Source organism: Mesorhizobium sp. ESP-6-2 (assembly GCF_020164675.1).
Lineage (GTDB): Bacteria > Pseudomonadota > Alphaproteobacteria > Rhizobiales > Rhizobiaceae > Mesorhizobium.
Window position 1 is genome coordinate 47,244 of the sequence record NZ_JAIUGT010000012.1, and the last position, 13,025, is coordinate 60,268.

12 protein-coding genes are annotated in these 13,025 nt (G+C 63.4%); 1 reads left to right on the forward strand and 11 read right to left on the reverse strand.

The features are described 5' to 3' along the window. Nucleotides 1-7: 7 nt before the first annotated feature. Together LB532_RS26220 and LB532_RS26225 are read right to left on the reverse strand one after the other, a co-directional pair. On the reverse strand, nt 8-604 hold the full coding sequence (locus LB532_RS26220; RefSeq protein WP_140638362.1) for a histidine phosphatase family protein: 597 nt from the start codon (nt 602-604) through the stop codon (nt 8-10). Beyond that, nucleotides 601-1,704, reverse strand: a complete 1,104-nt coding sequence (locus tag LB532_RS26225; protein WP_140638363.1) for an inositol-3-phosphate synthase — start codon at nt 1,702-1,704, stop codon at nt 601-603. The genes LB532_RS26220 and LB532_RS26225 overlap by 4 nt, the downstream gene beginning before the upstream one ends. A 152-nt stretch (nt 1,705-1,856) precedes the next feature. Between LB532_RS26225 and LB532_RS26230 the strand changes: the two genes are divergently transcribed. After that, on the forward strand, nt 1,857-3,611 hold the full coding sequence (locus LB532_RS26230) for a hypothetical protein (RefSeq protein ID WP_140638364.1): 1,755 nt from the start codon (nt 1,857-1,859) through the stop codon (nt 3,609-3,611). A 3-nt stretch (nt 3,612-3,614) separates the two neighbouring features. On the opposite strand, the gene LB532_RS26235 is transcribed toward LB532_RS26230, so the two are convergent. The 9 genes from LB532_RS26235 to LB532_RS26275 all read right to left on the reverse strand — a co-directional run bounded on the left by LB532_RS26235 (nt 3,615) and on the right by LB532_RS26275 (nt 12,888). Then, complete coding sequence (locus tag LB532_RS26235; protein ID WP_140497402.1) at nt 3,615-3,800, reverse strand: hypothetical protein; 186 nt, start codon at nt 3,798-3,800, stop codon at nt 3,615-3,617. 140 nt (nt 3,801-3,940) lie between these two features. Next, nucleotides 3,941-4,984, reverse strand: coding sequence for a UDP-glucuronic acid decarboxylase family protein (locus LB532_RS26240; protein ID WP_140638365.1), 1,044 nt, complete (start codon nt 4,982-4,984; stop codon nt 3,941-3,943). Between the two features lie 23 nt (nt 4,985-5,007). After that, nucleotides 5,008-6,111, reverse strand: a complete 1,104-nt coding sequence (locus LB532_RS26245) for a glycosyltransferase (protein ID WP_140638366.1) — start codon at nt 6,109-6,111, stop codon at nt 5,008-5,010. After that, nucleotides 6,111-7,202 (reverse strand): glycosyltransferase, encoded by a 1,092-nt coding sequence (locus LB532_RS26250; protein WP_140638367.1) that lies wholly within the window; start codon nt 7,200-7,202, stop codon nt 6,111-6,113. The genes LB532_RS26245 and LB532_RS26250 overlap by 1 nt, the downstream gene beginning before the upstream one ends. After that, a complete protein-coding gene (locus LB532_RS26255) occupies nt 7,199-8,329 on the reverse strand; it encodes a glycosyltransferase (protein WP_140638368.1) in 1,131 nt (376 codons plus the stop codon). Before LB532_RS26255 ends, LB532_RS26250 begins: the two co-directional genes overlap by 4 nt. A 2-nt stretch (nt 8,330-8,331) precedes the next feature. Further along, complete coding sequence (locus tag LB532_RS26260) at nt 8,332-9,432, reverse strand: glycosyltransferase family 4 protein (RefSeq protein WP_140638369.1); 1,101 nt, start codon at nt 9,430-9,432, stop codon at nt 8,332-8,334. After that, nucleotides 9,417-10,709, reverse strand: coding sequence for a TIGR04295 family B12-binding domain-containing radical SAM protein (locus LB532_RS26265; RefSeq protein WP_140638370.1), 1,293 nt, complete (start codon nt 10,707-10,709; stop codon nt 9,417-9,419). The genes LB532_RS26260 and LB532_RS26265 overlap by 16 nt, the downstream gene beginning before the upstream one ends. After that, a complete protein-coding gene (locus LB532_RS26270; RefSeq protein ID WP_140638371.1) occupies nt 10,706-11,785 on the reverse strand; it encodes an NAD-dependent epimerase/dehydratase family protein in 1,080 nt (359 codons plus the stop codon). The genes LB532_RS26265 and LB532_RS26270 overlap by 4 nt, the downstream gene beginning before the upstream one ends. After that, nucleotides 11,782-12,888 carry an NAD-dependent epimerase/dehydratase family protein gene (locus LB532_RS26275; protein WP_140638372.1) on the reverse strand — a complete coding sequence of 369 codons (1,107 nt, stop codon included), beginning with the start codon at nt 12,886-12,888 and terminating at the stop codon, nt 11,782-11,784. Before LB532_RS26275 ends, LB532_RS26270 begins: the two co-directional genes overlap by 4 nt. Between the last annotated feature and the right edge of the window lie 137 nt (nt 12,889-13,025).

Below are 13,025 nucleotides of genomic sequence, written 5' to 3' on the forward strand. Positions count from 1 at the left end.
GTCCTCGTCAGGCAAGTTCGTTCAGGCGGAGGAGCTTTGCTCCCCAGTCTCCAGATACGATCGTGGTGATGGAGGCGGGGTCGATATCGAAGCGAAAACTGTTGCCGACGGGCAGGCCGAGCACATTGCAGATCGCTGCCTTGATCACGTCGGCATGGCTGACCAGCGCGACGCATTGGTTCTGATGCCGCTCTCGAGCCTTGTCCATGAGCGAGACGATACGCTGTTGGACGTCCAGCATGGTTTCGCCGCTTGGGGTGCTTGCTTCCTGCCGCCGACTGTTCCACGCCTGCCAGCCGGCATCGCCGTTTAGCTCCTCGAACGTCTTTCCCGACCAGATGCCGAAGTCGATCTCGTCGAGTTCGGCGCAGATCGCGATTTCGCCGACATTACAGGCAGCCGCGATCGGCTTCGCGGTTTCCAGCGTGCGCTCGCGTGGGCTGCACCAGATAGCGGCAATCGACTCGCGGCCCATGCGGCGGCCAAGATGCGCCGCCTGGTCCCTGCCGGATTCGCCAAGGCGAACTCCGCCCATCCGTCCGGCCAGATAGGAGCCGACATTGTCGTGTGCCGCGTGCCGGATCAGGAAGAAGGTCGTCGTCATTCCGCGGCATCGAGCATGGGCTCGTCCCTGCCGGTGATGAATGCTAGCGTGCGTTGCCGAGCTTCGGCATCGGTGAACTGCTCAGGCGGAGACTTCATGAAATAGCTGCACGGACCGGTCAGCGCGCCCGCGATGCCGCGGTCAAGCGCCAGCTTGGCGCAGCGCACGGCGTCGATGACCACGCCGGCCGAATTGGGCGAATCCCAGACTTCCAGCTTGAGTTCGGCGTTGAGCGGCACTCCACCGAAGGTCGTGCCTTCAACCCGGATGTAGGCCCATTTGCGATCGGTGAGCCATGGCACATGGTCACTGGGGCCGACATGAATGTTGCCAGGCTCCAAGGGAACATCGAACTGGCTGGTCACGGATTGCGTCTTCGAGATCTTCTTCGATTCTAGCCGCTCGCGTTCCAGCATGTTGAGGAAATCGGTGTTGCCGCCGAAATTCAACTGATAGGTGCGGTCGATGCGGACGCCGCGCTCGCGGAAGAGATTGGCCAGCAACCGATGCACGATGGTCGCGCCGACCTGGCTCTTGATGTCGTCTCCGACCAGCGGCAGCCCGCGTTCCTCGAAACGCAGGCGCCATTCGGGCCGTGACGCGATGAAAACCGGTATGCAGTTGACGAAGGCGCAGCCGGCCTCGAGGGCGCATTCGGCATAGAAGCGCGTCGCTTCCTCCGACCCCACCGGCAGGTACGAGACCAGCACATCGGCGCCGCTGTCCCGCAGGATTTCGCTGACATTGGCAACCGGCTCCGGCGCTTCCTCGATTTCCGTGCGCAGATATTTGCCGATGCCGTCCAACGTGGGGCCACGCTCGACGCGAACCCCGGTTGCAACCGCATCGGCAAAACGGAACGTGTTGTTCGGGGCGCTGTAGATCGCTTCGGCCACGTCGCGCCCGACCTTGCCCTTGGCGACGTCGAACGCACAGACGACCTCGATATCCTCGACGTGGTAGCCGCCGAGATCGGCATGCATCAGCCCGGGGATCGGCTCGTTGCCTTTTGCATCTCGGTAATAGGAAAGGCCTTGCACCAGGGAGGATGCGCAATTGCCTACGCCGACGATACCGACACGAACTTTCTTCGATCCCACGAAACTGCCGTCCTGTGCTGTCCAAGGTAAGTTCCTGGGGCCGAACCGCCAGCTTGCCGGAATGTTCCTTGGCATGTGGAAAAATTGCGCGCGGCAGGATGGATCGAAGCCGCGCAAGCGGCGTTGGCGCACGGCAGGCTTGGAATCGATCGATGATCGTCTACGGCGACCACAAACGAACGGAAGACGCGCGGCAGCTTCGCAAGGCTGCAGGCAAAATGGCGGAAAGCCTCGATCGCATGCCCTGTGGCATCCAACGCCACGCTGCCTTGGTAGGGCTGTTCGTCAAGGTCTCGGAACTGGTCCAGGCGCTGGCTGATATCGAGTTCGAGGCCGGCGGCGGGGACACCGCTTCGCCGCGGCAGCGGCAAGGCGCCAAGCTGCTGGTCGGCCTTGCGGCGGAAGTGGCGAGGTCCTGGCAAAGCGGCTTCGCGGTAAGCGGCGCCGTCGATCCCGTGCTGAGGCAAATGCTGGCGGCGCTCGACTGCCAGGGCAAGGTTCTTACCGGCACGGCCGAGGGGTACGCCCATTATGCGCTTTATCCGGAAAGCTATCTCGGCGCGGCGCGGGCATCAGGCCTCGACGCGAATACATGCGTCATCGGCATCCGCAGCATTGGCCTCGGGCTTGCCGCCCTGGTCGCCGCGGCGATCGACGCGCCGGCACCCATCAGCGTGCGCCCGATCGGCCATCCTTTCCGCAGGCATGTCAACGCCGACCCGGAATTGATCGGCGCCTGGAGGGACAAGCCGTCCGCCTGCTTCGGTGTCGTCGACGAGGGCCCCGGCCTGTCGGGCAGTTCGATGCACGCCGTCGTCGCGTGGTTGCGGCGGCTGGGCATCGGTAGGGCCCGCATCCACCTGTTCCCCAGCCATTCCGGTGGCCCGGGTGCCGAAGCCTCTGAGGAGGTTCGTGAGACATGGTCGGGTTGCCGCAAACATGTGGCGATGGCCTTCGAAAGCACCTTCCCGGGCGGCGCGCAAATGCCGACGTTACGCGATTGGGTGGCGGAGGCGACCGGCAGCCCGCAATTGGCCCTGTCCGAAATATCCGCTGGAGAGTGGCGAAACCTCCACTACGCCGAGGAGAGGCTCTGGCCGCCCAGTCAACGCGGCATCGAGCGGCGAAAATTCCTGGCGTCCGCAGGACGCGATCGGTGGCTCGTCAAATTTGCCGGCCTCGGTCAAATCGGGCAGCGCAAGATGCAAACCGCAGAGATGCTGAACGAAGCCGGTTTCGGACCGCGGATCGTCGGGCTTTGCCACGGCTTTCTGGTTGAACGGTGGGTCGACGGCAAGACAATGGATCAGGCAAGCCTATCGAAAGACAGGCTTGTCGCGAAGCTCGCACGCTATCTCGCCTGGCGTGCGGCCAATCTGGGAACTCCGGAGCCCGGTGCTCCATTGCCGGAACTCGTTGAGATGGCCATCCACAATGGCGCCGAAGCCCTTGGCGAGCAGTGCGCGGCAGAGCTGCGGAACTGGTTCTCGAAGCAAGGCCCCGCACAAGCGCTGTCACGGGTCGAGATCGACGGAAGGCTTCACCCGTGGGAGTTTCTCGTTTGTGCCGACGGGACGCTGGTCAAGACGGATGCCGTCGACCACTGCCGGGGACATGATTTGATCGGCTGCCAGCCCATAGAGTGGGATATTGCCGGCGCTCGCGTCGAATATGGATTTTCCGACAGCGAGCTAGCGACGTTGGTCCACCACATGGAAGCCGGGGAGCGGCTCAATATCGATACCGGCCTCATTGACTATCTCGAACCTTGCTACCTGGCGTTTCAACTGGGACTCTGGAACGTTGCTGCCCGATCCGAGCATGGCCCGGAGAAGCCAAGGCTGGTAGCTGCGGCAACGCGGTACAAGAATGGGCTGCTACGCTTCCTGGAGAGGTCCGGGCCCTGACGATCAGTCCAGTCTCCGCAGCATGTCCGCTTCGCGTTCGAGAATGGTGGCCACTTCCTCGCGCTGCAGATGCGTCATCATCAGGCTGACGCAGCACTCGAGATAGGTGATGGAGGCCCGTCGCAGAAAGGCAGCCGTCTCTCTTTCCGCAATCTGCTCGATATCCTTTGCGGATCGTTTGGGTTGCACGGGTCCGTTCTCCATAGCGGGGTCTCATCGTCAAACCCCGAGCTCGCCAGGATGTTCCGGGCAATCCGCAAAAGTGCGGCAGGAGGCATGACCGTGCTTGAGCGGTCATGCCGGGGGCACGTGGCTGCGGCGGCCTGGCTTCAGGCCGGAAGGTTTTGCAACCTGCCCGATCTTGCGTTTGTCGCAACAGCTGTCATCCGGCCGCCGTCGATCCCGCTGGTTTCGAGATTGGAGAAGTATCCGATCGTCTGCATCAGCCCTTGCGTGAGTGGCACTTTCGGCGTCCAGCCGAGCAGCGCCTTTGCACGCGAGATGTCGGGCTGCCTGCGGCGGGGGTCGTCTTGCGGCAAGGGCAGGAATTTCAGATCCGACTTGGTTCCGGTCATGTCCCTCACCATGGATGCCAGTCGCATGATGGTGAATTCTCCGGGATTGCCCAGGTTGACGGGTTTCCCGGGATTGGGATCGAGATCCATCAGGCGCATCATACCGTCGATCAGATCGGAGACGTAGCAGAAGGACCTTGTCTGCAACCCATCGCCGAATATCGTCATCGAGCGCTTCTCAAGCGCCTGCATGATCAGGTTCGAGACGATGCGGCCGTCGGCGGGGTCCATCCTGGGACCGTAGGTGTTGAAGATGCGGGCCACGCGAATATCGGCTTTTGCCGCTCTCAGATAATCGAAGCAAAGCGTTTCGGCGGTACGCTTGCCTTCGTCGTAGCAGGCGCGCGGGCCGGTGAAGTTCACATGGCCAACATAGTCTTCCCGTTGCGGATGTTGTTCCGGGTCGCCATAAACTTCACTTGTCGACGCCTGTAGGAATCGTGCGTTGTTGCGGACGGCGAGTTCGAGCAGGTTGAGGGTTCCGATGACGCAGGTGCGCGTGGTGTGTATCGGATCGGCCTGGTAGCGAGGCGGCGAAGCAGCGCATGCCAGGTTGAAAATGCGATCCACCGGCTCGCTGAGGTTCAGTGGCCGGCAGATATCCTGCTCGATCAGCCGGAAGCGCGGCTGGTCCATGATAGAGACGATGTTGTCCATGCGGCCGGTAAGGAAATTGTCGACGCAGATCACACGCCAGCCGTTGCGGAACAACGTTTCGCAAAGATGCGAGCCGAGGAAACCCGCGCCGCCGGCGACAAGCACTGTCTTCGCCCTTCGCGCTTTTCTTGTTTGCCGCATCGCTGTTTTCTCCTGTCTTTCAGTCATGCTGCGGTTCCGATATCGACATCGATCATCGCCGCTCTCGGTCCTGTCAGCAGCGACACGAATTCGCGGGCCCTGGCCGCACCGGTATGTGCTCCCAGGACGACTTCGCGCGCCCGGCCGGCCATGGCGAGCCGGGCGTGCTCGGATTCCCTGAGCAGGATATCGACGATGTCATCCCCCTTGTCGGCCATGTGGATCGCCGAAGCAGGAAAGAAGCTGTCGAGACCTGGCCAGCGATCGCTGATAATCGGCGTACCGCAAGCGGCCGCTTCGAAAAGGCGCACGCTGGGGGACCATCCGGCGGCGATCATCGATCTGCGCGTGACGTTGAGCGTGTAGCGCTGGCGGCTATAGAAAGCGGCATGATCGGCCGGCGGCAAATGTTCGATGCGTTCGACATTTTCGGGCCAGACGATGTCGGGCGGATATTGCGAGCCGGCGACGACAAAACGGCGGTCCGGCATGCGCCGTGCGGGCTCGAGCAACAGCGCGTTGAGCGTTGCCTGCCGGTCGGTGCTGTAGGTGCCGAGATAACCAAGATCCCAACCGACCGGGTCGGCGGTTCGGTGATGCCGTTCCGGATCGACCGAACAGTAGAGCGGTTCGGCGCGGCGCGCACCGAAATCCTGCGCCAGTCGGCCAAGCGTCGGCCCGCCGGTGAAGGAGAAATAGACATCGAAATACGGAATCTGGCGCCCACTAAGATAGTCGCATTCATCCGTCGAAAGCTTTGCCAGGGTCACCGGCGTGTCGATGTCATAAAAGCAGAGCGCCCCCTTGCAGAGCGCCGCGGCAATGTCGATGACCGCGCGCCCCTCCGGAACGAAGGACCCGACGACCACGACATCCGCCTGTTGCAGGCATCGTGCGCAGTCCTGTTGCAACTCATGGGTGGTTTCGTAATAGCGCAGGGCGCAGAAATCGGGATCGCGCAAATCGCGATGATTGGCGTACCACGGCACGTTACGCTCAAGGAATGTCACACGATGGCCGAGTTCGTGCAGGCCCTTCAGCAGGCCTCGAAAGGTCGTGGCGTGACCGTTTCCCCAGGACGAGGAGAGGGACAGGCCGAGAAAGACGATGTTGAGCCGCTTGGTCATCACGCCGCCTCCACGGTCCCGCGCTCGAAGTGCCGCTTCAAGACCGCGTCGGTCACCGCCGCTCTCATGGCGTAGGTATGTTCGCCGCGGACGCGGCGCAGTGCGGACGCGCCGATCGCCTTTGCCCGGTTGGGGGGCAAGGTGCGCATGATTTCGGCGACATCGCCGCCGTCGCGCGCGACCAGAATCTCCTCGCCGGGTTTCAGGAACAGTTCGACACCCAGCCACGCATCCGTGATGAGGCAGGCACCGGCGCCCGCCGCCTCGAAAACGCGGGTGGCCGGCGAAAAGCCGTTTGCGGCCATGCTGTCGCGGCTGATGTTCAACACCGCCTTAGGCGTGACGTTGAAGGCGTTGTGGTCGCGGGTGCCGACGTGGCCGAGCCAACTGACATTGGCGGGAAGCGGCTTGTCGCCCCAGCCCGATCCGCCAAGCAGGAAACGCTGCTCCTGCAAACGGCTGGCCGGATCGAGAAAAAACGCCTCGACGCGCGCCTCACGGTCCGGCAGCCGGTTTCCGAGGAAGGCGAGGTCACAAGCAAAACGCGCCTGACTGGCGACTGGATGGTGCGTTTCAGGATCAAGCGCATTGTAGATCGGCACGCATTCCTTCGCTCCCATGGCGCGATAGGCCCAGACCACGGGGTCGCCGCCGCCATAGGTCAACACAAGATCGATTTGCCGTAGCGCGGCATGCAGCGGATGGTCCGGTTCATCGCGCAATTGGCCGAGCGTCGCTGGAGCATCCACGTCCCAGAACACGACGAGCGCGTCAGGACGCGCGTGATCGAGCACGGCACGCAGCAGCGCCTCATCCTCGAAACCGACGCCGCTCGCCTTGACGACGATATCCGCCTCGGCGGCTTGCGCCGCCACCTGCATCAGCGCGTGCCGGGTCGCCTCGTAGACGACGACGGCGCACCAATCCGGCGCCTCGATGTCGCGGTTGTTCCGGCGGTCATAGACGTCAGGTTCATAGAAGGTGATTTCGTAGCCGAGTTGGGAAAGCGCCTTGAGCAACCCACGGTAATAGGTAGCGGCGCCGTTCCAGTAGGACGACAACAGGCTCGATCCATAAAAAGCGATCTTCATTCAGCAGCTTCCTTTGCGGCGGTCGGATTGGTGATGTGTTGAGGTCCGCATTCGGCGAGCACGCCGAACAACTCGTCCACGCGGTGCCGGCATGTGTGCCGCAGGCGGATGGTCTCAAGACCAGACGCTGCCAAGGAGGCAGCGAAATCCGCGTCGCTGAGTACGGCCCGGAGGTGTTGCCGCATCTGGGAGCCATTGTCCGCAAACAGGAAATCGACGCCTGGTCTGAACAGTTGCTCGGTGTCGGACCAAGGGGCCGAAATCAGCGGAATGCCGCAGGCGAGCGCCTCGAACACGCGGATGGTCGGAATGCCGGGCAGGCCTTCCCGATAGGGGCGGCGCGGAACATGTACCGTGACACGATGCGCTGCGAACGCCTTCGGCACGTCGGCATTGGCGATCCAACCTTCATGGCGCAGGCCGGCGGCTGCGAGATCGGCGAGCGCCTGCCTGGGGTAGCGCACGCCATGAACGGTGGCCTCGAGGCCGAGTTCGTGCACCGGCTCGATCAGAAATTCCTTGAGTTCTGCGGTACGCTCGTCGTCGCCCCAGTTTCCGATCCAGATCAGGTCTGACGCAGGGCGGATCTCCGGGTGCGGTCTGAACAGGCGGTCGTCAGCCGCCTCGTGCCAGGTGAAGACGCGTTTGCCCCACCCGGCGCGCAGGTAGCTCTCGCGCAACGCTTCGCCAAAGGCGAGGACGCCGTCGTAATGCTCCAGCTGGAGCGCCGAGATCGCCTCGGTCGCCGACACGGCGCGGTGGTGGGTGTCGTGAAACAGGAGGATGAAATTGCCGCCCCTGGCCCTGGCGCGACCAATGCGCGCTACGAGGTCCGGCTCGGTCCATTCATGGACGACCACCACGTCCGCATCGGCGATCCAGGCCTCGTGGTCAAAGCCGGCATCGTAGGTCACCGGCATCAGCTCTGGGAAATCGTTCCTGAAGCGCTCGATGGCGAAGGAGCCCTTCTCGGCCAGCAGATTCGAGCGGCTCCAGCCGTCCGCCGGCTCCAGCGCGATCGCCTGATGCTGGCGTGCGACCAGCTCCCGCATGATGCCGCGCAGGAAATGTGCGTTGCCGTGGTTCCAGTCGGAAACGACCGAATGGGTATAGAACAGAAAGCGCATGATCAGCGCTCCGCCATCGCTAGGGCCGCTTTGTCGTAGACGTCGCGCATGGCCGCTGCCTGCCTCGCCAACGAAAACCTGCGGCTCCGGCGCAGGGCTGCCCATCCGAGCTCCCGCCTGTGCTGCGCATCCGCGGAGAGACGGTTGATGCAGGCGGCGAGATCATGCGGATCGCGCGCGTCGTAGAATAACGCGGCCCCGTCCCATAACTCGCGGTAGGTGGCGATGTCGGATAGAACCAGCGGCGTTGCCGACATGGCCGCTTCCAGCGTCGCCAGGCCGAACGGCTCGTAGAGCGATGGCGACACGAAGATTCCGGCGCGCGCCATCAGGGAGCGCATCTCATCATGCGGTAGCGCTCCGAGAGCGACGGCATGGCTGAAGCCGGCGCGCTGGCCGTCCGGACCTTGCGTGGAACCGGCTGCAAAGACGGGCCATTGCGTTATCGACGCGGCCTGGTCGATCACCGCGGCGTTCTTGGCTTCATCCCACCAGCGGGCGGCGGCGAAGACGAGCGGTTGACGCTTTTCGGCTTTCGCTACCGGGCGGGCGCCGTTGGCGACGACATTGAGACGCGCGATTTGTCCATAGCAGGTTTCGAGCACGCCGGCGTGGCTGTGGCTCGGCGCGATGACGGCGTCGGCCGTGTCGAAGCCGCGCCTGTTGCGCTGCTTCTGCCAGTCCCATGCACTGTCCACCGCCTGTCCCTTGACGGCATGGAACCATGTGACCACGCAGGAATGCGAGACCACCACGATAGGGCAGGGCGCATCGAGCCCCACTGCCTGCGTCGGCGCATTGAGATGAACAAGGTCGATGGCGTGGTCACGAATGGGCGCATGCAACTCCCCCGGCAACGCATCGAGGTCGCAGGCATTGCGGGTCATCCAGTCCGGCGGCGTGTTCAGCCAGGTCAGTGTCGCTAAGGACTGTGCTTCTTCGGCTTGTTGCGTGGATGGTTCCGGACCAAGACCGGCAAGCAAAACGCTGTCCCCGCCGTCCACGAATTCCCGGGTCAGATCGAGCGCGTACCGCCACACGCCGCCCACGGCATCGACCGTCATCAAGATGCGCCGCGAACGCGGGGTCAGTGTCCGCAACATGTCGCCTCCAGCTCCGCCAGCGGACGCGGGCGCTTCTCCTGGATGTCGCTGAATTTTTGGAACGATGCGAGATAGTGCTCATGCGCGCGCTCCCAGGCGATGTCGTCGGGCTCGCCCCAAAGCTCGCGATAGCTGGGCGAACTCGGATAGGGATAGAGCGGTACCGGCTCATTGGCCCATACGCCGTTGTCTATCAGGTGGTTTCGCCAGTGGTCGACCAGGGCAGGGTCATCTTCGACCACGCCGATCAGGTTGGCCTGGACGAAGGGAACATGGCGTCTTGCGTCGACGAGGAGCGCGGCGAGTTCCTCCGTGCCCAGCCGGCAGCGCTTGGCCAGCATGGCCCGGCCCTCTACCGTCAGGCTTTCGAGGCCCGCTTCGATGGACACGCAACCTGCCGCGCCAAGCAATTCCAGAAGCTCGGGCTTCCACAGGTCGATGCGGGTCTGTACGCCGAACTTCACCTCGCGGTCGATCAGTGCCTCCAGCAAGGCTTTCTGCGGCAGGAAGATCTCGTCGATGAAGTAGATGTAGCCGACACCTTGGGCGATCAGCCGGTCTATCTCCGTCACGACCGCCTCGTGATTTCGGCGGCGATAGGCATCGCGGAAATCCATCTTGGCGCAGAAGCTGCAATTGTAAGGGCAGCCGCGCGATGCCTCGACTTCCGCGCCGAACCCCACTTGGTGGTCGTCGAACCTGTGATGGTGGTGCGCGTGCGCGGCGATCCAGTCTGACGGCCATTCGAGCGGCGGATGGTCGACGAACGAACTGGCGTGGACGGCGCCGTTCGAGACCAGCCTTGCTTCGCTAAAGTAGGCGGTTGACGACACCGCACTCCAATCGTGGCGCCGCGCGAGGTCGGCCACGACCTCCTCGCATTCGCCGCGCACGACGATGTCGACGCCGAGCTTGCGCAGGGTTGGCGCCGGTGTCGCCGAGCCATGCGGCCCCACTGCGACGGTGCGCCCGCCGCGCCCGGCAAGGCGGTTGAGAAAATCGGCTGGCACGCGCAATTCTGGCGGTGCGCAGCGCCAGAACAGATAGGTCGGCGCAGTGGTGACGACCGTCATTGCCGGCGCGAACTCGGCCACCCGTTCGGAAAGGCTGGAATTGTCAAGCTTCTGAAGCTGTCCGTCCAGCATCAGCACCTCATGGCCGGCCCGTTCGAGCAAGGCTTTCGAGTAGCCGAGTTCCAGCGGCAGATGCGGTTGGCGGCAGCCGAAATAGATGCTGTCGTCGTAGGTCCAGAACGGATTGACCAACGCGATTTTCATGCGACGTACCTCTCGGCTTCGGCGTGGGGTTCGAGCCGGTGATGCTGCAACCATTCGGCGAGGTCGCGGATGCCTTCGCGCCACGAAACATGCGCCGCCCAGCCAAGCGTGGTTTGCATCTTCCTGGTATCGGCGACGAAGAAGGGCTGGTCGCCGGTCCGCTCTGCCTCATAGCGGACCGACAGTGCTCGATCCGTCAGGCTGCCGATCTCGCTCAACAGCATGCGCAGGCTGAGCGCATTTTCCGGTCCGCCGCCGAGATTGAACGCCTGGCCCGTGATCGTCTCGATCCGGTCGAGCACGGCCCTGTAGGCCGCAACCGCGTCGGAGACGTGCAGGATGTCGCGCACCTGCCTGCCGTCGCCGTAAATGGTTATCGGCCGCCCCGAAAGCGCGCAAAGCAGGAAATGCGCAACCCAGCCCTGGTCCTCCGTTCCGAACTGGCGTGGGCCGTAGATGCAGCTCATCCGCAGGACCGCCGTCGGCAAGCCATAGGACTTGGCGTAGTCGAGCACGTACTGGTCCGCCGCGCCTTTGGAGCAGCCATAGGGTGTGCAAAAGTCCAGGCTGCGGCCCTCGCCGATGCCCTCGGTGCGGATCGCAGGGTCGCAGGGCACATAGCGCTCGCCCTCCGGGCGAACCGCGATGTCGGGGAGGCTGCCGTACACCTTGTTGGTGCTGGCGAAGATCACCGGGATGCGTTCGCCGCTCTGTCGCGCCGCCTCCAGAACGTTGAAAGTTCCCCTAAGGTTGATGTCGAAATCCTCGCCCGGTCGAACCAGGCTGGTTGTGACGGCGGTCTGCGCGGCCAGGTGGAATATGGCTTTCGACCCCGTCAGGGCCGAAGCCAGGGCGTTGGCGTCGCGCACATCCACGGTTTCCAAGGTGAGGCGGCTTCCATGCTTGTGCGACAACCATTCAAGGTTCTGTTCGACACCGGCGCGACTGAGATTGTCGATCACCAGCACCGGCTCGCCGTCCGACAACAGGCTGTCGGCGAGATTGGACCCGATGAAGCCGCTGCCGCCGACGATGGCGACAGGTGCTTGGCGACGGTTGCGCCGACCCGGCTTCATGACACCAGCCCGCGTTCTTCGAGCTCGCGTTTCATGTCGGCGCCGCGATCGATGGCAATCGTGTTGCGCACCCAGGAAACGAAGTCGCCGAGGGAATTCTCCAACTGCCGCCCCGGCTCGAAACCCAGCAGTTCACGCGCCTTGCAAATGTCGGCGAAGCAGTTGCGAATGTCGCCGGAACGCGCTTTGCCGAGCAGCTCGGGCGAGCGGTCCGGCGTTCCCATGGCTTCGGCCAAAAGGCGCGCGACATCGCGGATCGCATAAGCCCGGCCGCTTCCAATGTTGATGACGTGGCCTTTCGCCTGGCGTTGCTCCAGCGCTAGGCGAAAGGCGCGGGCGACGTCACGTACATGAACGAAATCGCGCTTCTGCTGGCCGTCTTCGAAGATCATCGGCCGCTTGCCGTTGGCGAGACGCGAGGCGAAGTTGGCCAGCACGCCGGTATAGGGGTTTGAAAGCGCCTGTCCGGCGCCGAAAACGTTGAACAGGCGCAGCGCCACCGCATCCACGCCATAGGCTTCGCCGAAGATCAGCACGGCGCGTTCCTGGGCATATTTCGTCAATGCATAGATGGATGCGAGATCGACCGGCTTTTCTTCGTCTGTCGGCAACGGCGAGAGGGGTTGACCGTCCGCAGACAAGGGATTCCACTGTCCGCCTTTGAGATCGTTGGCCTTGCGCCGGGCGTTGCCGATGCGCCGGCCGTCGGGCGTGGCGTACAGACCTTCGCCATAGACGCTCATCGAGGACGCGACGACGATCCGCTCGACCGGGTGCTTGATCAACGCCTCGAGCAGTGTTGCGGTGCCGAGATCGTTGGCGCCGACATAGCGGGCGATCTCGTACATGGATTGGCCGACGCCGACTTCCGCGGCCAGGTGAACCACCCCGTCGACGCCGTTCAGCGCCTTGGTGACGGCTTCGCGATCGCGCACGTCGCCCTTGATCAGTTCGGCTCCAGCGGGAAGGTTGACCGCTTCGCCTGCATGCACCTGATCCAGCAATGCATCTAGGATGCAAACCGAATAACCGTGATCGGCGAATTCTTGTGCGACGTGGCGACCAATGAAACCACAGCCCCCTGTGACCAGTATACGTTTCACGACAACTCCTCGGACTGGTGACCTCGGCGCCCCCAACTTCTCGGCAAAAGCTTTGTTCCCTGCGCATCAACAAAGTTCTCCTGGCGGTTTCATTCGACAGCAGGCGCATCGCACCACGCGACGGGTGCTGGAACATT